General features: G+C 67.0%; 21 protein-coding genes. 11 read left to right on the top strand and 10 right to left on the bottom strand.

All coding sequences use genetic code 11. The annotated features are described in order from the left end of the window. Positions 1-2: 2 nt before the first annotated feature. The 4 genes from AC1DK4_RS05390 to AC1DK4_RS05375 all read right to left on the bottom strand — a co-directional run bounded on the left by AC1DK4_RS05390 (position 3) and on the right by AC1DK4_RS05375 (position 5,018). Positions 3-1,298, bottom strand: a complete 1,296-nt coding sequence (locus AC1DK4_RS05390; protein WP_441612691.1) for a glycerate kinase type-2 family protein — start codon at positions 1,296-1,298, stop codon at positions 3-5. An 87-nt stretch (positions 1,299-1,385) separates the two neighbouring features. Beyond that, positions 1,386-2,744 (bottom strand): dicarboxylate/amino acid:cation symporter, encoded by a 1,359-nt coding sequence (locus tag AC1DK4_RS05385; RefSeq protein ID WP_441612690.1) that lies wholly within the window; start codon positions 2,742-2,744, stop codon positions 1,386-1,388. Positions 2,745-2,838: 94 nt separating this feature from the next. Continuing rightward, positions 2,839-3,807 (bottom strand): tripartite tricarboxylate transporter substrate binding protein, encoded by a 969-nt coding sequence (locus AC1DK4_RS05380; protein ID WP_441612689.1) that lies wholly within the window; start codon positions 3,805-3,807, stop codon positions 2,839-2,841. 134 nt (positions 3,808-3,941) lie between these two features. Next, complete coding sequence (locus AC1DK4_RS05375; RefSeq protein WP_441612688.1) at positions 3,942-5,018, bottom strand: tartrate dehydrogenase; 1,077 nt, start codon at positions 5,016-5,018, stop codon at positions 3,942-3,944. Between the two features lie 142 nt (positions 5,019-5,160). Between AC1DK4_RS05375 and AC1DK4_RS05370 the strand changes: the two genes are divergently transcribed. Beyond that, the gene (locus AC1DK4_RS05370) at positions 5,161-6,084 is read left to right on the top strand and encodes a LysR family transcriptional regulator (protein ID WP_441612687.1); all 924 of its coding nucleotides are present in this window, start codon (positions 5,161-5,163) and stop codon (positions 6,082-6,084) included. A 140-nt stretch (positions 6,085-6,224) separates the two neighbouring features. Here the strand turns inward: AC1DK4_RS05370 and AC1DK4_RS05365 are convergent, their stop codons facing one another. Continuing rightward, complete coding sequence (locus AC1DK4_RS05365) at positions 6,225-6,755, bottom strand: isochorismatase family protein (protein ID WP_441612686.1); 531 nt, start codon at positions 6,753-6,755, stop codon at positions 6,225-6,227. 107 nt (positions 6,756-6,862) lie between these two features. After that, positions 6,863-7,780, bottom strand: coding sequence for a LysR family transcriptional regulator (locus AC1DK4_RS05360; RefSeq protein WP_441612685.1), 918 nt, complete (start codon positions 7,778-7,780; stop codon positions 6,863-6,865). Positions 7,781-7,949: 169 nt separating this feature from the next. Between AC1DK4_RS05360 and AC1DK4_RS05355 the strand changes: the two genes are divergently transcribed. From AC1DK4_RS05355 to AC1DK4_RS05340, 4 genes are all read left to right on the top strand, one after another. Next, on the top strand, positions 7,950-8,942 hold the full coding sequence (locus tag AC1DK4_RS05355; RefSeq protein WP_477131430.1) for an alpha/beta fold hydrolase: 993 nt from the start codon (positions 7,950-7,952) through the stop codon (positions 8,940-8,942). A 59-nt stretch (positions 8,943-9,001) separates the two neighbouring features. Then, positions 9,002-9,973: a glutathione S-transferase family protein gene (locus tag AC1DK4_RS05350; protein ID WP_441612682.1), complete on the top strand. Its 972-nt coding sequence runs from the start codon at positions 9,002-9,004 to the stop codon at positions 9,971-9,973. 97 nt (positions 9,974-10,070) lie between these two features. Further along, positions 10,071-10,202, top strand: a complete 132-nt coding sequence (locus tag AC1DK4_RS05345; protein ID WP_441612681.1) for a hypothetical protein — start codon at positions 10,071-10,073, stop codon at positions 10,200-10,202. Positions 10,203-10,317: 115 nt separating this feature from the next. Beyond that, positions 10,318-11,349: an alpha/beta fold hydrolase gene (locus AC1DK4_RS05340; protein WP_441612680.1), complete on the top strand. Its 1,032-nt coding sequence runs from the start codon at positions 10,318-10,320 to the stop codon at positions 11,347-11,349. Positions 11,350-11,422: 73 nt separating this feature from the next. Here the strand turns inward: AC1DK4_RS05340 and ligD are convergent, their stop codons facing one another. Next, the gene (ligD, locus tag AC1DK4_RS05335; RefSeq protein WP_441612679.1) at positions 11,423-14,122 is read right to left on the bottom strand and encodes a DNA ligase D; all 2,700 of its coding nucleotides are present in this window, start codon (positions 14,120-14,122) and stop codon (positions 11,423-11,425) included. A gap of 325 nt (positions 14,123-14,447) precedes the next feature. On the opposite strand from ligD, the gene AC1DK4_RS05330 reads away from it, so the two are divergent. From AC1DK4_RS05330 to AC1DK4_RS05310, 5 genes are all read left to right on the top strand, one after another. Then, positions 14,448-14,822: a hypothetical protein gene (locus AC1DK4_RS05330; protein ID WP_441612678.1), complete on the top strand. Its 375-nt coding sequence runs from the start codon at positions 14,448-14,450 to the stop codon at positions 14,820-14,822. 171 nt (positions 14,823-14,993) lie between these two features. Then, positions 14,994-15,188, top strand: coding sequence for a hypothetical protein (locus AC1DK4_RS05325; RefSeq protein ID WP_441612677.1), 195 nt, complete (start codon positions 14,994-14,996; stop codon positions 15,186-15,188). 244 nt (positions 15,189-15,432) lie between these two features. Next, positions 15,433-15,636 (top strand): cold-shock protein, encoded by a 204-nt coding sequence (locus tag AC1DK4_RS05320; protein WP_020202065.1) that lies wholly within the window; start codon positions 15,433-15,435, stop codon positions 15,634-15,636. Between the two features lie 139 nt (positions 15,637-15,775). Then, positions 15,776-16,060 (top strand): hypothetical protein, encoded by a 285-nt coding sequence (locus AC1DK4_RS05315; RefSeq protein ID WP_441612676.1) that lies wholly within the window; start codon positions 15,776-15,778, stop codon positions 16,058-16,060. Positions 16,061-16,197: 137 nt separating this feature from the next. After that, the gene (locus tag AC1DK4_RS05310) at positions 16,198-16,575 is read left to right on the top strand and encodes a hypothetical protein (RefSeq protein WP_441612675.1); all 378 of its coding nucleotides are present in this window, start codon (positions 16,198-16,200) and stop codon (positions 16,573-16,575) included. Between the two features lie 48 nt (positions 16,576-16,623). Here the strand turns inward: AC1DK4_RS05310 and AC1DK4_RS05305 are convergent, their stop codons facing one another. After that, entirely contained in the window at positions 16,624-16,866 is a 243-nt protein-coding gene (locus AC1DK4_RS05305) for a hypothetical protein (RefSeq protein WP_441612674.1), read from the bottom strand. A gap of 207 nt (positions 16,867-17,073) precedes the next feature. Between AC1DK4_RS05305 and AC1DK4_RS05300 the strand changes: the two genes are divergently transcribed. Beyond that, complete coding sequence (locus AC1DK4_RS05300) at positions 17,074-17,295, top strand: hypothetical protein (protein WP_441612673.1); 222 nt, start codon at positions 17,074-17,076, stop codon at positions 17,293-17,295. A gap of 35 nt (positions 17,296-17,330) precedes the next feature. Here AC1DK4_RS05300 and AC1DK4_RS05295 read toward each other — a convergent pair whose 3' ends face one another. Together AC1DK4_RS05295 and AC1DK4_RS05290 are read right to left on the bottom strand one after the other, a co-directional pair. Further along, a complete protein-coding gene (locus AC1DK4_RS05295) occupies positions 17,331-18,833 on the bottom strand; it encodes a tripartite tricarboxylate transporter permease (protein WP_441612672.1) in 1,503 nt (500 codons plus the stop codon). Positions 18,834-19,099: 266 nt separating this feature from the next. Next, positions 19,100-19,378 carry a pentapeptide MXKDX repeat protein gene (locus AC1DK4_RS05290; protein ID WP_441612671.1) on the bottom strand — a complete coding sequence of 93 codons (279 nt, stop codon included), beginning with the start codon at positions 19,376-19,378 and terminating at the stop codon, positions 19,100-19,102. Between the last annotated feature and the right edge of the window lies 1 nt (position 19,379).

Raw genomic sequence — 19,379 nt, 5'->3', positions numbered from 1 at the left:
ATCTAGCATCCTTTCCCGGCCGCTGCGCAGATCAGCAGGGCACGGAAGTCGTTGACGTTGGTAAGCGTGGGGCCCGTGACGATGGCGTCGCCCAGGGACCCGAAGAGGGTGTGTCCGTCGTTGTTGGCAAGATAGGCGCGCGGCGCCATGCCGCTGGCCCAGGCCCGCGCGAGCGTGGTGGGATCGGCGTAGGCCCCGGCGATTTCCTCGATGCCATCCACGCCGTCGGTATCGGCGGCCAGCGCATGCACGCCGGCGTGACCGTCGAGCGCAATCGCCAGGGACAGCAGGAACTCCACATTGCGCCCGCCGCGGCCACTGCCCTTGACCGTGACGGTGGTCTCGCCGCCAGACAGCAGCACGCAGGGAAGCTCGAACGGGGGCGTGCCGTGCGCGGCCTGGAAGGCGATGCCGGCCATCACCTTGCCGACATCGGCCGCCTCGCCTTCGATGCGGTCGCCCAGCACATAGGGCTGGATGCCGGCTGCCTGCGCGGCCCGCGCGGCGGCCGCCAGGGATCTCGCGGGCGTGGCGATGGTGCGCACCGCGCTGCGTGCCAGGCGCGCATCGCCCGGCTTGATGGATTCTCCGGCACCGGACACCAGCAGCCGTTGCGCACCCGCCGGCAACGCAATGCGGTAGCGCTGCACGATCTCCAGCGCATCCTGGCAGGTGGTGGCGTCGCCAACGGTGGGGCCGGAGGCGATATTCACGGGATCGTCGCCAGGCACGTCCGAGATCAGCAACGTGACCACGCGCGCCGGATGGCACGCCGCCGCCAGCCGGCCGCCCTTGATGGCGGAGAGGTGCCGGCGCACGCAATTCATCTCGGAGATGGTGGCGCCGCTGGCCAGCAGCGCCTGGCTGACCGCGCGCTTGTCCGCCAGGCTCATGCCGGGCGGCGGCAGGCTGAGCAGCGATGAGCCGCCGCCCGAGATCAGGCAGATGACCAGGTCGTCGGCGCACAGTCCCGCGACCAGTTCCAGCATGCGTGCCGCCGCGCGCTCGCCGGCGGCATCGGGCACGGGATGCGCCGCCTCCACGACCTCGATGCGCGAGGTGGGCACGGCATGGCCGTAGCGTGTCACGACCAGCCCGCTCAGCGGGCCCGGCCAGGCCTGCTCCAGCGCATGCGCCATGCTCGCGGCAGCCTTGCCGGCACCGACCACCAGGGTGCGGCCGGCCGGTGGCTCGGGCAGCGCGCGCGCCAGGCAGTCGCGCGGATCCGCCGCGGACACGGCTGCCCGAAACAGCGACTCGAGAAATGCGCGGGGATTTTCGATGGTGGGAGAGGTCACGATGAGCTACCTGTTTCTCATGTAGTTGTGCTGCTCTTGCGCTGCCGTTGTGCTGCCGTTGTGCTGCCGTTGCGCAGAGGGCGAAGACTAGGCGCTCTTGCGTGCGCCGGCGGCAAAGCCCGGCTGCAAGGGCCGCTCGGGCAGCACTTGCGCGACCTCGTCCTCATAGAGCTGTTCGAGGTTCTCGGGGTCGACCTCGCCGTCGAGCACGCGCCTGACGCGATCCTCGTCGAGCGCCCCCACCCACTTGGCGATTGCCATGGTGGCGACGGCGTTGCCGATGGTGTTGGTGATGGCCCGTGCCTCGGACATGAAGCGGTCCACGCCAAGCAGCAGCACCATGCCGGCCACCGGGATCTTGCCCAGCGAAGCGAGCGTTGCCGCCAGGGTGATGAAGCCCGAGCCGGTGATGCCGGCAGAGCCCTTCGAGGTCAGCAGCAGCACGCCCAGCACCACGAACTGGTCTGTCAGGGTCAGCGGTGTATTGGTTGCCTGGGCGATGAAGATGGCAGCCATGGTGTAGTAGATGCATTGGCCGTCGGGATTGAAGGTAAGGCCGGCAGGCACCACCAGGCCGACGACCGGCTTCGAGACGCCTGCGTTCTCGAGCTTGCGCATCAACTGGGGAATCACCGACTCCGACGAACTGGTGCCCAGCACGGTGAGGATCTCGTCCTTGATGTACTTCAGGAACTTGAGCAGGCTGAAGCCGCAGGCGCGGCAGATGGTGCCCAGCACCACCAGCACGAACAGCGCGCAGGTGCCATACATGGTGGCCACCAGCTTGCCGAGCGACGCGATGGAGCCGAAGCCGTATTTGCCCACCGTGAACGACATGGCGCCGAACGCGGCAACCGGCGCGAAGCGCATGATCATGCCAACCACTGCGAACATGGCATTGGCGAACGAATCCAGCGCTGCCACGAACGGCTTGCCGCGCTCGCCCAGGTGCGCCAGTGCCACGCCCATGAAGACCGAGAACACCAGGATCTGCAGAATGTCGTTCTTGGCCAGCGCGTCGGCGATGCTCAGGGGCACCAGGTTGAGCAGGAAGTCCATCACGCCTTCGTGCTTCACCTGCGCGGTATAGGCGGCAATGCTCTTGGTATCGAGCGTCGCGGGATCGACATTCATGCCGTGCCCCGGCTGCACCACGTTGACGACAATGACGCCGAGCAGCAGCGCAAACGTGGACAGCACCTCGAAGTACAGCATGGCACGCCAGCCCACGCGGCCGAGGTCCTTCATGCTTTCCATCTTGGCGATGCCAAGCACGACGGTGGCAAAGATGATCGGCGCGAACACCATCTTGATCAGACGGATGAAGATGTCGCCGAGCGGCTTGAGCTCGCTGCCGACCTGCGGCAGGAAGACGCCGAGCAGGATGCCTGTCGCCACCGCGATCAGCACCTGGACATACAGTGAGCCAATGAGTCGCCTTTTCATGATGTCTCCTGCGGCGACGCACTTGCTGCAGACGCCAGTTTTGCCTTTGTCAACCGGATGCGGCCACCGTCTCGGCGGTGGCCGTGATTGCCGCTCAATCCATGCTTACCTGCGCGTCCTTGACGAGCTTGCCGAAGCGGGTGACTTCTTCCCTGATCTGCGCCGTCATCTGGGGCGGGGTGTTGCCCACCGGCTCGGCGCCGATGGCTGCGAGCTGCTGCCTGACATCGGGACGGGCCAGCGCCTTGATGATCTCCGCGCTGAGGCGGTTGACGATCTCGGGCGGCGTGCCGGCGGGCGCCAGGATGCCGAACCAGGAGGCGATGTCGAAGCCGGGCAGGCCGGCTTCGGCCAGCGTGGGCACATCCGGCAGCGCCGATGAGCGCCTGGCCGTGGCAACGGCCAGCGGCTTGAGCTTGCCCGCCTTGATGTAGGGCAAGGCCGAAGACATCGTGTCGAACATCATCGAAACCTGCCCGCCCATCAGGTCGGTGATGGCCGGCGCGCTGCCCTTGTACGGAACGTGGACGATGCTGGTGCCGGTCTGCGCCTTGAATTGCTCGCCGATCAGGTGGTGGGCCGTGCCGTTGCCATTCGAGGCATAGGTGAGCTTGCCCGGGTTTGCCTTGGCATAGGCCACCAGTTCCTGCACGTTCCTGGCGGGAAACCCCGGGCTGACCACCAGCACGTTGGGCACGATGGCCACCACCGAGATCGGGGTCAGGTCTTTCTGGAAATCGTAGGAGAGCTTTTTGTAGACGTTGGGCGCGATGGTGTGGTGTACCGCGCCCATCAGCAGCGTGTAGCCATCCGCCGGCGACTTGGCGACGGCGTCCGCGCCGATGGTGGCGCCGGCGCCCGGGCGGTTCTCGATGACCACGGGCTGGCCGAGTGCCTGGGTAAGCCGCTGGCCCACGGCGCGGGCAAGCACGTCGGTGGTGCCGCCCGGCGGGAACGGCACCACGAGGCGGATCGGCTTGGTGGGATAGGTCTGCGCGAGCGCGGTGCCGGCGGCGAGCGCGAGTGCGAACGCGGTCACCGCAGTCCGGATGGCGGATTGCATGCTTGTCTCCTGTCTTGGTATCTTTGCCGGCCCATCGCGGGCCGGCCCGGTGCGGGGCACCTGTACCGGTGCTGTCCCGCCTGCCTCGGGGGCTGCGCGGCGAACCGCGCCTTGCCTTCGTCCTGCCGTATGGCTCAGGCTGCTTGCCTGACCTGGCTTGCCAGCACCTTGCAGACCGCATCGGTGACCGACGCAGTGGTGGCATTGCCGCCCAGGTCGGGCGTGAACACGCCATCCGCCGTGATCTGCTCGATGGCGGCCATCAGCCGGTCGGCCGCGGCCTTCTCGCCGAGGTGCTCCAGCATCATGGCGGCGGTCCAGAAGGTGGCGATGGGATTGGCCACCCCCTTGCCGGTGATGTCGAAGGCCGAACCGTGGATGGGTTCGAACATCGACGGGAACACGCGCTCCGGATTCAGGTTGGCGGTCGGGGCGATACCCAGGCTGCCGGACAAGGCGGCGGCCAGGTCGGAGAGAATGTCGGCGTGCAGGTTGGTGGCAACCACCACGTCGAGCGTATGGGGCTTGAGCACCATGCGCGTGGTGACGGCGTCGACCAGTTCGCGGTCGGTCTTGACGTCCGGATAGTCCTTGGCGACTTCGTAGAAGATCTCGTCCCACATCACCATGCCGAAGCGCTGCGCGTTCGACTTGGTCACCAGGGTCAGGTGCTTGCGAGGACGCTTGCGCGCCAGCTCGAAGGCAAAGCGGTGGATGCGCTCGACGCCGGCGCGGGTGAACACGGCCGTTTCCGTGCCGGTTTCGATCGGCAGGCCGCGGTGGGTACGGCCGCCGTTGCCCGCGTACTCGCCCTCCGAGTTCTCGCGGATGATGACCCAGTCAATGTCCTTGCCGTTGGCCAGCGGGCTCTTGACGCCCGGCAGCACGCGCGCCGGGCGCACGTTGGCGTACTGGTCGAAGCCCTGCGCGATCGGTAGCCGCAGGCCCCACAGCGATACGTGGTCGGGCACGTTGAGCGCACCGACGGCGCCGAAGAAAATCGCGTCGAACTGTTTCAGGCGCTCCAGCCCGCCCTCGGGGATGTAGTGGCCCTGCTCCAGGTAGTAGTCCGAGCTCCAGGGGAAATGCTCTACGCTCAGCTTGAAGCCGCCGTCCTGGGCCGCCAGGGCATCCAGCACCTGCAGGCCGGCAGAGATGACTTCCGGGCCGATGCCATCACCGGGGATGGCTGCAATCTTGTATTCGCGCATGGCGATGCTCCTCTCGTTGGTTTCACACTGCGAAGGCCTTTCAACCGGCATGGTGTCGTTGCCTTGCGTGACCTAACTATCGGTGAAAACTGGAGGAGTAAAATGAACTGGAATTCAAACTAATATTAACTTGAGGTTGAAAATGGGCCAGCCTTCCGAACTTGCCTTCTTCGCCGGCCTGGTCAAGGCCGGGAGCCTCTCGGCGGCGGCTCGCGAGCAGGATGTCACGCCGGCGGCGGTCAGCAAACGGCTGGCCCAGCTGGAGAGCCGGCTTGGCGTGCGCCTCTTGAACCGCACGACGAGGCGCATCGGCCTGACGGCGGAAGGCGAGGTTTATCTCGAGCACGCGCGCCGGCTGCTGGCCGAGATCGAAGACCTCGACCAGCTGATCTCCAGCAGCCATGTATCGCCGCGCGGGACATTGCGCGTCAATGCACCGCTGGGCTTCGGACGGACCTATATCGCTCCCGCCATCTCGGCCTTCGTCAAGCAGCACCGGCAGATGGAAGTCCAGCTTCATCTCACGGACAGGCCCATGAACCTGGGGGACGAAGGTTTCGACGTGGGGATCCGCTTCGGCGAGATCCCGGATACCCGCCTGATGGCGCGCAAGATTGCCGACAACCGCCGGCTCGTCTGTGCCGCGCCCTCGTACCTGAAGGCGCACGGCATTCCTGCCACGCCGCAGGATCTGTCGCAGCACCAGTGCATCGTGCTGCGGCAGAACGAATCGGCCTATGGCATCTGGCGCTTCACCAGGGGCAAGAAGACCGAAAGCGTCAAGGTGCGAGGCGCGCTGAGCAGCAATGACGGCGAAGTGACGCTCACCTGGGGCCTGGACGGCCAGGGCATCCTGCAGCGCGCCGAATGGGACCTTGCCAAATACCTGCGCAGCGGACGCCTGGTCTTGCTGCTCGAAGACTACGCACTGCCGCCGGCGGATATCTTCGCGGTCTTTCCCGAGCGGCTGAACCTGTCCGCCAAGGTGCGGGCGTTCCTGGATTTCCTGGTCGCCCACTTCGAGGGAAAACTGCTGAAGGCGCGCGGGGCGGGGTCGCCCTGGTAAGGGAAGACCAGGGGCATGGGACAGAAGAATATCGCCTTGAGCCGGCGCGGCCGCACACCCGCGACCGCGGCCGCTCAGCGGTGCCGGCGGGGCCGCCAGGGTTGTGCAGCCAGCCGGGCCGCCCGGGTGACGATCGGGCCCTACTTGATCAGCGCCAGCACGTCGCGGAAGCGCGGATGCCGGCTGGTGCGCAACCATTCGAAGCCCACCATCTCCACCGTCACGGCACTCGCGCCTGCCTCGCGCAGGCGTTCGACGGCGGCACGGTGGCTGGCTTGCTGGCGCGAGCCGCTTGCGTCGATCACAAGGTTGACGTCGTAGCCGTGCCGCAGCAGGCCCATGGCAGTCTGCAGCACGCACACATGGGCTTCGCAGCCTGCCACTACCAGCGTCTTGCGCCCGGCGGGCAGGGCCTCGACCAGGCCGCCTTCGCAGGCATCGAAATGGTCCTTGGCGATGGTCCGGTCGCATAGCTGCCGGATCTCGGGGAGATTCTCGCCGAGGCTCGCCGGACTTTGCTCGGTGCCGATCACGGGCACGCCAAGGATGCGCGCGATGCTGGCGAGCCGCACGCTTTCCCTGACCACGCGCTCGGCCTGGTGGATCGCCGGCATCAGCCGCGCCTGCAGGTCCACCAGGACCAGTACGGAACCTTCCGCATTCAATAGCACATCGGTCTCCATCGGTAAGCCTCCCGGGGGCGCGGGTGGCACGCCCGCCTCCCAATTTAAGCGCTGTCCAGGCCAGTTTCAAGCAGGCGACGGCAGCCGCGCGGCCATCAGGCGAACATGTCGATGCCTTGCACCAGGCGCCTGGCCAGCCGCGGCTGGCGGAACTGGTCGAGCCACCATTGCAGCGCGCGGCCTTCGTGGTCGCCGCGCCAGGCCACATAGAGCGTATTCGGCTCGCGCGGATCGGCGGTGCGCTTCTCGACCAGTTCACCGCGCTTGAGCAGCGACGCCACCCGGTGGCGCGGCAGCCAGCCCACGCCAAGCCCCTCGCGCTGCGCCAGGATCTTGGCGCGCATGCTCGGCACGGCCAGCGAAGCCTGTCCGCCAACCAGCCCGTAGGCGCGCCCGGCCGAGGCGCGCGATGAATCCGCCACCACCACCGCGCGGTGCGCGGAAACCAGATCGCGCGTGAGCGGGCCTGCCACGCTGGCCAGCGGGTGGCGCGGCGCGACGGCGAACACCCATTCCACCACGCCCAGCTCGAACCAGCGCAGGCCGGGAATGGCGGGCGGCTCGTTGGTTGCGCCCACGATCACATCGGCGCGGCCATCGCGCAGGGCTTCCCAGGTGCCGCTCAGCACTTCGTGCGTCAGGCGGATCGCCACGCCCGACTTGAGGGCGTCGAAGCCGCGGATCACCGGCATCAGCGATTCGAACTCCATGACCTCGTCGGTGACGATCCACAGGCGGTCTTCCCAGCCGCTGGCGACCTGCCGCACGCGCTGCGTCATGCGCGACACATCCTGCATCAGCCGCGCCGCCTCGTCGGCCAGCAAATGTCCAGCGGGGGTCAGCTGCAGGCGGTAGCGCCGGCGGTCGAACAGCAGCGCGTCGAAGCGGCCCTCCAGCTGCCGCGCGGCATGCGAGACCGTGGAGGGTGCCTTGCCCAGGCGCGCGGCCGCGCGCGAGAGGCTGCCGCTGGCGCGGATGGCCTCGAGCAGGGCCAGTTCATCTTCCGACAACATGTTCAACTCCGTCGAACGAGTTCATCGGGGAAATCGTACGGCAAAAGCGCGGCGGGGGTGCAATATTSCCCTCACATTGATGCACTGTCTTTCCCTGAAACCCTTTGTCTAGTGCGCCGTCGGCCAGGAAACGAGTTCCGGCCAAGGCACCGTACCGCGGAGAAAAATCATGGCCCTGTTCCACCGCCTGGCGCGATATGCCGGCGCCGCCGCGTTTGCCCTCGCCACGCTGGCGCCGCTCGCCACCCAGGCGCACGCCGCCCAGGGCGCCGGCGACACCTCCGCCGCCTCCGCCGCCATCCGGCAGCATGACGTCACCGCCAACGGCGTTTCGCTGCACTACATGCAGGCCGGCAGCGGCGACGGCACGCCGGTGATACTGCTGCACGGCTACGCGGAGACCAGTCATATGTGGCTGCCGCTGATGTCGCGGCTGGCCGGCAAGCGCGTCGTCATCGCGCCCGACCTGCGCGGCGCGGGCGCGTCCGGCATCACGCCGGCGGGCTATGAGAAGAAGGCGCTGGCGCAGGATATCCATGCCCTGGTGCAGGCGCTCGGCTACCGCAAGGTCAATGTCATCGGCCACGATATCGGCCTGATGGTGGCCTACGCCTATGCTGCGCAATACCCCGGCGAAGTCGAGAGCGTGACGCTGATGGATGCCTTCCTGCCCGGCGTGGGCGACTGGCAGAAGGTCTGGCTGCTGCGCGACAAATGGCACTTCAACTTCTACGGCGACACGCCCGAGAAGCTGGTGCAAGGCCGCGAGCGTATCTACTTCGAACATTTCTGGAACGATTTCGCGGCCGATCCGGCGCGTGCGATGTCGGAAGCCGACCGCCAGCGCTATGCCGCCGCCTTCGCGCGTCCTGGCCGGATGCRCGCCGGCTTCGAGTTCTTCCGTGCCTTCCCGCAGGATGCGAAGGACTTCGCCGAACTCGCCCGGCGACCGCTGCCAATGCCCATGCTGGTGCTGGCCGGCGAGAAGGCCTCGGGCAATTTCCTGATCGACCAGGCGCGGCTGGTGGCCACCAATGTGCAGGGCGTGATCGTCAAGGGCTCTGGCCACTGGCTGATGGAAGAGGCGCCCGGCCAGACCATTCCGGCCATCGTCGACTTCATCAACGCACAGGCAGGGAATCAAGCCTCGTCAGCGCAATAATGCAACAAGGCAACAACGCGGCGATGCCTGTGCGCGGCGCCGCACCGAAGGAGTAAGACATGGGACTGCTCGTCAACGGCAAGTGGGAAGACCGCTGGTACGACACCAAATCCACGGGCGGCCGCTTCGTCCGCAAGGACGCCGCCTTCCGCAACTGGGTGACGGCCGACGGCGCCGCGGGCCCCAGCGGCCGCGGCGGCTTCAAGGCGGAAGCCGGCCGCTATCATCTGTACGTGAGCCTGGCCTGCCCGTGGGCGCACCGCACGCTGATCCTGCGTGCGCTCAAGGGGCTGGAAGACATGGTCAGCGTCTCCACGGTGCACTGGCTGATGCGCAACGAGGGCTGGACCTTCGCGCCGGGCCCGGGCGTGGTGCCGGACAGCGTCAACGACGCGCGCCTGCTGCATGAGGTCTATACCGCCGCCGACCCGGGCCACACGGGCCGCGTCACCGTGCCGGTGCTGTGGGACAAGCGGCAGGGAACCATTGTCAGCAATGAGTCCTCCGAGATCATCCGCATGTTCAACACGGCGTTCGACGGCATCGGCGCACGTGCCGGCGACTACTACCCGGCGGCGCTGCGCGCCGGCATCGACGAAGTCAACGCCCGGGTCTACGACACCGTCAACAACGGCGTCTACAAGTCCGGCTTCGCCACCACGCAGCAAGCATACGAAGAGGCCGTGGCGCCGTTGTTCGACACGCTCGACTGGCTCGAAGCCCGCCTCGCGGACCGCCGCTTCCTCATGGGCGACCAGCTCACCGAGGCCGACATCCGCCTGTTCACCACGCTGGTGCGCTTCGACGCGGTCTATGTGGGGCACTTCAAGTGCAACCTGCGCCGTATCGCGGACTACCCGAACCTGTCGGCCTACACGCGCGATATCTACCAGCTGCCCGGCGTCGCGCCGACCGTGAATATCGAGCACATCAAGCGGCACTACTACGAGAGTCATCTCTCGATCAATCCGAGCGGCGTGGTGCCCGCCGGCCCGGTGCTGGACTTCACTTCGCCGCCAGCACGCGCCTGACCGCAGGAAAACCCGCGTCCGCCCGGCCCGGACGCGAGCCGGCCAGGCAATTCCGCCTTGGCCGTGGATCGTCTCGCCCATCCTCCAGGAAAACATCATGCTCAAGTTCTACGACGTGGAGTTCGTCTGGGCGGACCAGCAGATCTCGGCGCAGTTGCGCTCGACCATGCTGCGCGATCCCGAGGGCAACCTCGTCCATATCTTCGGCCCGGGCGCGACGAAGGGCTGAGCGGCGCGCGGCAGATGCCGCGGCTTTCCGCTACGATGCCCGGGTCCGGAACTGGCCCGCCCGCGTGGGCGTCCGCGCTTGTTCGATTCATCTTCTTTCGTCGGGATCCCCTGTCATGCGTTTGCACCGCCACTTCCGCCTTACCCTGCTCGCCGCTGCGTGCGTTGCCGCTCCGGCGGCCGTGCTGGCCGCCGACGACGGCCCGGCCTACGGCCCCGAGCTGCAGGGCTTCGACTATCCCGCCCCGGTCCAGCAGTTCAGCTTCACCTCGCAGGGGGAGGCCATGCACATGGCCTACATGGACATCAAGCCGGCCCGGCCCAACGGACGCACCGCGGTGCTGCTGCACGGCAAGAACTTCTGCGCCGCGACCTGGGAGGGCAGCATCAAGGCGCTGAGCGCGGCGGGATACCGCGTGGTGGCGCCGGACCAGATCGGCTTCTGCAAGTCCAGCAAGCCGGCGCGCTACCAGTACACGTTCCAGCAACTGGCGCGCAACACGCACGCCTTGCTCGAGTCGATCGGGGTCGACCAGGCGGTGGTGATCGGCCATTCCACCGGCGGCATGCTGGCGATGCGCTACGCGCTGATGTATCCGCAGCAGACCACGCAACTCGCGCTGGTCAATCCGATCGGCCTGGAAGACTGGAAGGCCAAGGGCGTGCCTTCGCTGTCGGTCGACCAGTGGTATGCGCGCGAACTGGCCACCAATGCCGACAAGATCCGCAGCTATGAGCAGGCGACCTACTACGTGGGCACCTGGCGCCAGGACTACGAGCCCTGGGTGCAGATGCTGGCCGGCATGAACCGCGGCCCGGGCAAGCAGCAGGTGGCATGGAATTCCGCGCTGATCTACGACATGATCTTCACGCAGCCGGTGGTCTATGAGCTGGGCGCGCTGAAGACGCCGACCCTGCTGCTGATCGGCGACAAGGACACCACTGCGATCGCCAAGGATGCGGCGGCGCCCGAGGTCCGCGCCAAGGTGGGCAACTATGCCGAGCTGGGCAAGCTGACTGCCGCCACGCTGCCCAACGCCAGGCTGGTGGAGTTCCCCGAGCTGGGGCATGCGCCGCAGATGCAGGACCCGCAAGCCTTCCACAAGGCGCTGCTAGACGGGCTGGCGGCGCTGCCGGCGAGCCGCTGATCGCCGTCTTTGGTGCCTCGGTGCCTTGCCGCGCTGCGCGATGCTGCTGCCTGACAGTGAGCGCGCGGGCCGCTCACGCCGCCAGCAGCCTGATGGCCCTGGTCAGCGTCTGCCGTGATCTGGCATAGGCGGCCCACGGGTCGGCGCGCTGCGCGCCGATCCGCTCGTGGAGACTGGCGATATTCCATTGCGCGCCCGAGGTGATTTCGTCGAGCTCGTCCCACGCCAACGGAACCGAAACGCCGAGTCCCGGCCGCGCCCGCGCCGAGTAGGCTGCGACCGTGGTGGCGCCGAAGCCGTTGCGCAGGTAATCGATGAAGATCTTGCCGACGCGGTTGCGCGGCCCGCTCCTGGCGACGAAGCGCTGCGGCACGGTCGCCGTCATGTGCAGCACGAGCTGATGCGAGAAGTCCTTCACGGTCTCCCAGTCGAGCCGCGCGGCGATCGGCAGCACCACGTGCAGGCCCTTGCCGCCGCTGGTCTTGAGAAACGCGGACAGGCCCAGTTCGTCGAGCACCGCTTTCATCATGGCGGCGCCCTCGCGTACATGGCCGAACGGCACGCCTTCGCCGGGGTCCAGGTCGAAGATCACGCGGTCCGGCTTGCCGATCGCGCGCTTGTTCGCGTTCCACGTATGGAGCTCGATCACGTTGAACTGCGCCGCGGCCACGATGCCGGCTTCTGACGCGATCTCGAGCAGCGGCGGGTGGGTGGGCCAGAGCGCGGGATCGAGCGTGTTGATGCCCGGCATGCGCAAGCTGTCGCCGTGCTTCTGGAAAAAGAGCTCGCCGCCGATGCCCGCGGGCCCGCGCACCAGCGCCACCGGCCGGCCGCGCAGGTGCGGCAGCAGAAGCGGCGCGATGGCTTCGTAGTACGCCACGAGGTGGCCCTTGGTCAGGCCGGTGGCGGGGTCGATGACGCGATCGGCATGGCTCACCCGCACGCCGGCACCGGCGCCTGCGGTGGCAGCGCTGGCGGTCCTGGCTGCAGCCTTCGTCGCGCTTTTCTTCGGGGTCCTCCCGGCGTGCGTCTCCGAGTCCGTCTCCGAGTCCGTCTTCGAATCTGTCTCCATCTCCATGTTCCTGGCCTTGCCGGCGTCCTTGCTGCTGCGCGTCGTTCCGGGCTTGCGCGCCGGCGTGGCAGCCATCGCGTGGTCCTCTCTGGTGTCCGTTGCACGTTCCACCGAGATGGCCGAGGCCGGCTTGTCGGAGCGCAGGCCGTGGAAAACCGCATGCCGCACGCGCCCCTCCCGGGTCCAGTTGCCGAACGCGATCTCGGCCACCAGCCTGGGCTTGACCCAGTGCGCCTGCATCCTGCCCGGCGGCGTGTCCTGCATGCTGTCCATCGGCGAGGCATCCTGGCGCAGTGGTTCGAGCTTGCGCTGCAGCGAAGCCAGCGTCTGTGTGTCGAAGCCGGTGCCGACCTTGCCGGCGTAGCGCAGGCGGCCGCGCTCGTCATGCACGCCAAGCAGCAGGGCGCCGATACCCTGGCGCGAGCCGGCAGGGTCGGTATAGCCGACCACCACGAACTCCTGGCGGCGGGTGCATTTGAGCTTGATCCACGTGGGCGAGCGCGCGGATACGTAGGGCGCGTCTGCGCGCTTGCCGATCACGCCCTCGAAGCGGAGCTTGCAGACCGCACGCAGCAGCTCGGCGGGCCCGGCGTCGAAGCTTTCGCTGAAGCGCAGGCGGCTCGACGTGCCTGCCGCGAGCGCGTGCCGCAGCATGTCGCGGCGAGCGGCCAGCGGCACCTTGCGCAGGTCGAAGCCGTTGCAGTACGGCAGGTCGAAGACGTAGTACTGGACATCTTCCACCTGCGCGCTTTCGAAGGCGTTCTGCAAGGCCTGGAAATCCGTCCTGCCTTGCTTGTCGGCGATCACGATCTCGCCGTCGAGCCAGCCCGAGTGCAGGCCGAGCGCGGCCACGGCGCGGGCCAGGCTGCGCAGGCGCGAGGTCCAGTCGTTGCCATTGCGCGTGAACAGGCGCACGTCCTTGCCGTCGACGCGCGCAAGCAGGCGGTAGCCGTCGAACTTGACCTCGTACAGCCAGTCCTGGTGCGCCGGCGGCGCCTGTTCGACCAGCGAGGCAAGCTGCGGCGCCAGCATGAGCGGCAGGCCGGCGGCCTTCGCGCCGGCAGGCATATCGTCGGCGGCGGGCGCCTGAGCGGTTTTCCGCGTGCCTTTCGCCGCGGCTCTTGCCGCGGGCTTCGCCGCCGCCTTCTTGCCGGACAAGACGCTGTCGGGCATCGCCGCCACGACGTCGAAGGCCGACGCCGCGCGTGCTTCTTCGTCGCGCTCCTTAATAAGCAGCCAGGCCGGCCTGGCGGTGTCCTGGTCCCGGCCGTGCATGCGTACCAGGGTCCAGTGCCCGTGCAGCTTCTCGCCCTGCAGCGCGAACTTGAGCTTGCCATCGCGATATCCCGCCAGCGGATCGCCAACCGGCTCCCAGGTGCCGCGGTCCCACACGATGACGGTACCTGCGCCATATTGCCCCGGCGCGATGACGCCCTCGAACGAACCGTAGTCGAGCGGGTGGTCCTCCACCTGTACCGCCATGCGCTTGTCGGCGGGATCGAGRCTCGGCCCCTTCGGCACCGCCCAGCTCTTGAGGGTGCCGTCCAGTTCCAGGCGCAAGTCGTAGTGCAGGCGCCTGGCGGCGTGCTTCTGGATCACGAAGGACAGCCCGGCGGCGTGCTTGCGCGAGGCGCGCCCCCTGGGCTCGCTGGTGACGGTGAAATCGCGCTTCTGGCGGTACTTGTCCAGTTGGCTCGGCATCTTGCGCACCCCGCTGCAAAAGGAGGACGGACCAGGGATAGGAGCGGCTATCGGTATGCGCCGGCAGGAAGCGTGCCCGCCGCCGGCGGGCGAGGCGGAGGGAACGACAGGCGCAGGGAACGATTCCTGCATTGGCATCGTACGCCGCCGCCGGCCGCCGTGTATGGCACGCCGGCGTCCCGCCGCGGCGCTGGCACCGCACGCCGGTCTCGTTTTCCTTGTATTTTTTTCCAGCCCCATGCCGGATAAGTTTTGTAGAAATTTCAAACGATTCGCGCCAGATGCCTTGTCGAGGCGGGGCCGATATGTCGGTCACCTGCTGTGCGTGGCGGTTGCCGTACTTGCCACCGGCGTGCGTGCGGCGGACGCCGAAGACGCAAGCCAGCCTGGCGCAGCCCCGGCGCCTCCCGCGGCCCTGCCGGCTCAGCCGGTCCAGCCGGTCCAGCCGGTCCAGCCGGTCCAGCCGGCGAACTGCGGCGACCTGCTGAGCATCGTGCGAGACAGTCTCGACAAGGAAACCGAAGTGGCTTGTGCGCACGCCAGGGCCGCCTGCGGCGAGCGCAAGCGTCCGCTGCTGGGCATCACCGCCTATATCCGCAAGCGCGCCGCAGACGGCGGTGACGATTGCGACACGTTGCTGGAGGTCAACCGGCGCCTGCGCGCGCTGCCGCCGAAGCAGGAGCGTGGCGAGACCCGGTGAGGCCCGGTGAGGCCCGCTGCCGCGGGGAGCATGTGGGGCGGGGCAGGCAGCCGCGCGCAATCCGCTTGCGTGCCTGCCGGGGCGCGCCGTGGTGGTGCTACCATTCGCGCTGATTGCTGGCCCCGGCATGCCGCCGGGGCGGCGAAACGCATTTCTTGCAGGAGAATCCGGATGGACCCGACCGTAGTAATCAGCACTTTCGAACGCATTGCCACTGATGAAACGGTCGAGTTGTCGGTCGACGACGCCGTGGCAGGGCTGGCCGCGCTGCTGGCCAGCGAACCGTTTTCCGATGCCGCGCGCGCATTGCTCGAGAAAGTCGGGGCCACCCTATACCGCGTCGGGCTGGACGGCTACGACGACTGAGCGCATCCGGACCGCGGCCGGGGTGACCAGAGCGCGGTCCCCGGCATACTTTTTCTATCGCATCGTTGACATCGTGGGTGCGTCCCTGTATAAACGCTGATGCAGGTCTTTCAAGCGGTTACTCCGATGTTATGGATCGTCCCCTCCAAGCGGCGATTCAATTGCTCCATGTTCCTTCCTTGATCGTCGTGCCTGGTGAGCATCAGGCTCATTCAGAACTTTTAAGGTTTAAAGGATATCCAGCATGGAAACCGGTACCGTCAAGTGGTTCAATGATTCCAAGGGCTTCGGCTTCATCACCCCGGACGCAGGCGGCAACGACCTGTTCGCTCACTTCTCGGAAATTCAAGGCAGCGGCTTCAAGTCCCTGCAAGAAGGCCAGAAGGTCCGTTACGTAGCCGGCGTTGGCCAAAAGGGCCCGGCAGCGACCAAGATCGAGCCGATCTGATCGCCCGAGTCGCTTCGTGAAAAAACCCCGCATTGCGGGGTTTTTTTACGTCTGCAGGCCGCTCGCGCGGCAGCAAATAAATGGCGAGCGGCCCGGGTGATAGGAGTACAGTGAGAAACATCAAAATGCGGAGCGGATCATGGATACCAACCCGATTGCCAGCTATAAGGGATACGACCTGTACCCGCTCGTATATAAGCATGCGGTGGTGCGCAACTGGCCAGAACGCAGGCCAGACCGGACTTTTGACGCCGCCGTGGTGATCTGCCGCGAGGGCGGCGAGCCCAGCGGCGGGCATGCGCTCACGTTCCGCCTCGACAGCACGCAGTGGGACAACGTGGGCGCGGCGCGGCGCGGGGTACTGCGCTACGCCGAAGACATCATCAACGGCGCGGTTCCCGGGCAATCCGTGGTATCGCTCTGACACCTGGCCAGGGCTGCCGCATGGGCCGCAGCCATCCCCGGTAACATGGTGGACCGGTAGGTGATGTGGTTCGTGCCGCTGGTCTGTCTGCCTGTCAATCCGGCCGCGTGTGCCGCGGCCTCGCAAGCGCATACACCATGAACAAGGTTGCCTTACCGTCCAACTTCCTGTGCACTCTGCCTGGCCAGGGCAAGGGAATCGCCTACCACGTTGCCGTGAGCTTCGTCGACGCCAGCCGTCCGAACGGCGTGCGCTTCACCAGTTTCGTCGGCGAGGGCAGGCGCTCGTTCGGCGTACAGGCCAGCGAGGAGACCGCGCTGGCCGGCACTGTTGCCGACAACTCCGAAGCCCTCTGCCGCCTGGCGATCGGGCAGGTAATCCGCGACAACCTCTACGACAAGGCCGGCGAAGGCGACTACGTGCTGGACCTGCAGGCGCAGCCATGGGAAGGCGAGTTGCGCCCGGTAGGCTCCCGTGTCGCCGCCGGCGTGCCGCGCATGCGCTTCCCCGGATAGCTGGTACGGACTGGCCGCGGGGCGGTCGCCCCGCGGTGCATTGCCGCGCTACTTGCCTTCGTCCGGCACGTTGTAGTTCTGCTGCAGGGAATTCGTGAAGGCCTGGATCTTCTCCAGGCAGGCCTTGCTGTTCGCGCCTTCCATGGTGGACACGGTCCAGTTGCAGCCGTTCGTGTCGGGAGCGTGCCATGCCACGTCGCCGAAACAGGTGCCGGCGCATTCCGGGTACTTCAGTTGCTCCGCGCGAATCATCGCGCGCAGTTCCGCCTTGTGCTTGATCTGTCTGGACATCGTCGTCTCCCGTGCCGGCGTTTTCCTGGGCAGCATACGCCGTTTGTTCTCGAATGTGCGATTTGTTTTGCGCGACGGCACACCCATGGCGCGCCGCGCGAAATATCACTATGGGTGCGCGTTAGCGCCTATGCTGGCAGCAGGGGGAAAGTGCCGGCGCACCGGCGCTGCGCTGCGATACTGCGGGGGGACGAGATGCGGCGAGACATGTCTTTCGCGGACCGGGTGCTGACGGCATTGCGTTCCGATAGCCAGGCAATGATGAGCGACCTCCAGCTTGCCAAGGCACTCGGCAATGTCGAGGCGGCCAAGCTCAGCCACCATCTGCTGCTGCTGCAGGATGCGGGGCTGGTGGCGAAGACCGCCACGTCCGGCTGGCGCCTGACGTGGACCGGGCACGACCGAGCCGAAGCGCGCAGCGCGGGCTAGCAGAGCGTGCGCGCGGGCGCGCATCAAGGCGCGCCTCACTCTTCCTGGAAGGCCTCTTCGCGCTTGGCCTTGATCGAAGGCAGCGCCACGATGGCCACCAGCACGGCGGCGGCGATCAGCAGGCCCAGCGACAGCGGCCGCGTCACGAACACCGTGAACGCTCCACGCGAGAGCAGCAGCGCGCGGCGGAAATTCTCCTCCATCATCGGTCCCAGCACGAAGCCCAGCAGCAGCGGCGCCGGTTCGCACTTGAGCTTGATGAAGAGATAGCCGACCACGCCGAAGGCGGCCGCCGTGAAGACGTCGAAGGTCTGGTTGTTGACCGAGTACACGCCGATGCAGCAGAACGTCAGGATGGCCGGGAACAGGTAGCGGTAGGGCACCTGCAGCAGCTTGACCCAGATGCCGATCAGCGGCAGGTTCAGGATGATCAGCATCAGGTTGCCGATCCACATCGAGGCGATCAGCCCCCAGAACAGCGCGGGGTTGCTGGTCATGACCTGCGGGCCCGGCTGGATATTGTGGATGGTCATCGCGCCCACCATCAGCGCCATCACCGCGTTGGGCGGAATGCCCAGCGTCAGCAGCGGGATGAAGGAGGTCTGCGCCGCGGCGTTGTTGGCCGATTCCGGACCCGCCACGCCTTCGATGGCGCCCTTGCCGAACTCATGCGAGTACTTCGAGGTCTTCTTTTCCAGCGAGTAGGCCGCGAACGAGGCCAGCGCCGCGCCGCCGCCCGGCAGGATGCCCAGTGCTGAGCCCAGCAGCGTGCCACGCAGCACGGCAGGGATCATGCGCTTGAAATCGGCCTTGCTCGGCCACAGGTTGGTGACATGGTCGGTGAAGGTCTCGCGGTTTTCCTTCTGCTCCAGGTTCGCGATGATTTCCGCGAAGCCGAACATGCCCATGGCCAGCGCGACGAAGTCGACGCCATCGGTGAGTTCAGGCACATCGAAGGAGAAGCGCGCGGCGCCCGAGTTCACGTCGGTGCCGACCAGGCCCAGCAGCAGGCCCAGCACGATCATCGCCACGGCTTTCGCCAGTGAGCCCGACGCCAGCACTACGGCGCCGATCAGGCCCAGCACCATCAGCGAGAAGTACTCGGCCGGGCCGAACTTGAATGCCAGTTCCGACAGCGGCGTGGCGAACGCAGCCAGGATCAGGGTCGCCACGCAGCCGGCGAAGAACGAGCCCAGGCCGGCGGTGGCCAGCGCCACCCCCGCTCGCCCTCGCCTGGCCATCTGGTAGCCATCGATGGTGGTCACCACCGACGACGATTCACCAGGCAGGTTGACCAGGATGGCGGTGGTCGAGCCACCGTACTGCGCGCCGTAGTAGATGCCGGCCAGCATGATCAGCGCGGCCACCGGGGGCAGCGTGTAGGTCACCGGCAGCAGCATGGCGATGGTGGCCAGCGGGCCGATGCCCGGCAGCACGCCGATCAGCGTGCCCAGCACGCAGCCGAGGAAGCAGTAGCCTATGTTCTGCAGGGTCAGGGCCGTGGAGAACCCAAGGCCCAGATGCTCGATCAAATCCATGACGCCGCCTCCCCGCCTGCATCGTTGTGCCACGAGATATCCTCGACAGCAGGCGCGCGCAGGCTGCGGCCCCGATGGCTTATCCATTCACGGTAGGCGCGGGTGCTTTCATCCGCCTTTCAGTGCGGCACGCTGCGGGTATGTACCGATGGGCGGAGCGTGACGCCGGAGATGCCTGAGGCACAAAGCAGCCGCCCCGCGCTCGGGCGGGGCGTTTCGGCACGGCTGCCGCTTGCGCGGCAGGCGGGAGCGCGATGGCGATGTCCCTACTGCTTCGTGGCGTCCTTGCTCATCGCATCCTTGCCCATGGCGTCCTTCCCCATCGTGTCCTTGCCCATGGCGTCGTGCCCCTTCTTCATCTTGTCCTTGCTCATCGCATCCTTGCTCATTGCATCCTTGCCCATGGCGTCCTTGCCCATGGTGTCCTTGGCCATGCTGCTGTCCTTGCTCATGGGAGCGGCATCCTTCTTCATGGCGTCCTGCGCGAAAGCGTGGCCGCCGAGCAGCATGGTGGCCGAGAGCAGGGCTGCGAACAGTTTGTTCATG

It is taken from the genome of Cupriavidus sp. 05N38 (genome assembly GCF_056397345.1).
The sequence above is the reverse complement of the archived record's forward strand: the minus strand, read 5'-3'. Positions and strand labels throughout refer to the sequence as shown.

Bases quoted from the DNA above. Each gene is read 5' to 3' on its own strand.
- AC1DK4_RS05310 (WP_441612675.1), top strand. From the start codon at position 16,198: ATGAACAAGGTTGCCTTACCGTCCAACTTCCTGTGCACTCTGCCTGGC.
- AC1DK4_RS05295 (WP_441612672.1), bottom strand. From the start codon at position 18,833: ATGGATTTGATCGAGCATCTGGGCCTTGGGTTCTCCACGGCCCTGACC.
- AC1DK4_RS05375 (WP_441612688.1), bottom strand. From the start codon at position 5,018: ATGCGCGAATACAAGATTGCAGCCATCCCCGGTGATGGCATCGGCCCG.
- AC1DK4_RS05305 (WP_441612674.1), bottom strand. From the start codon at position 16,866: ATGTCCAGACAGATCAAGCACAAGGCGGAACTGCGCGCGATGATTCGC.
- AC1DK4_RS05385 (WP_441612690.1), bottom strand. From the start codon at position 2,744: ATGAAAAGGCGACTCATTGGCTCACTGTATGTCCAGGTGCTGATCGCG.
- AC1DK4_RS05300 (WP_441612673.1), top strand. From the start codon at position 17,074: ATGTCTTTCGCGGACCGGGTGCTGACGGCATTGCGTTCCGATAGCCAG.
- AC1DK4_RS05380 (WP_441612689.1), bottom strand. From the start codon at position 3,807: ATGCAATCCGCCATCCGGACTGCGGTGACCGCGTTCGCACTCGCGCTC.
- AC1DK4_RS05350 (WP_441612682.1), top strand. From the start codon at position 9,002: ATGGGACTGCTCGTCAACGGCAAGTGGGAAGACCGCTGGTACGACACC.
- AC1DK4_RS05370 (WP_441612687.1), top strand. From the start codon at position 5,161: ATGGGCCAGCCTTCCGAACTTGCCTTCTTCGCCGGCCTGGTCAAGGCC.
- AC1DK4_RS05290 (WP_441612671.1), bottom strand. From the start codon at position 19,378: ATGAACAAACTGTTCGCAGCCCTGCTCTCGGCCACCATGCTGCTCGGC.
- AC1DK4_RS05340 (WP_441612680.1), top strand. From the start codon at position 10,318: ATGCGTTTGCACCGCCACTTCCGCCTTACCCTGCTCGCCGCTGCGTGC.
- AC1DK4_RS05315 (WP_441612676.1), top strand. From the start codon at position 15,776: ATGGATACCAACCCGATTGCCAGCTATAAGGGATACGACCTGTACCCG.
- AC1DK4_RS05360 (WP_441612685.1), bottom strand. From the start codon at position 7,780: ATGTTGTCGGAAGATGAACTGGCCCTGCTCGAGGCCATCCGCGCCAGC.
- AC1DK4_RS05325 (WP_441612677.1), top strand. From the start codon at position 14,994: ATGGACCCGACCGTAGTAATCAGCACTTTCGAACGCATTGCCACTGAT.
- AC1DK4_RS05320 (WP_020202065.1), top strand. From the start codon at position 15,433: ATGGAAACCGGTACCGTCAAGTGGTTCAATGATTCCAAGGGCTTCGGC.
- AC1DK4_RS05345 (WP_441612681.1), top strand. From the start codon at position 10,071: ATGCTCAAGTTCTACGACGTGGAGTTCGTCTGGGCGGACCAGCAGATC.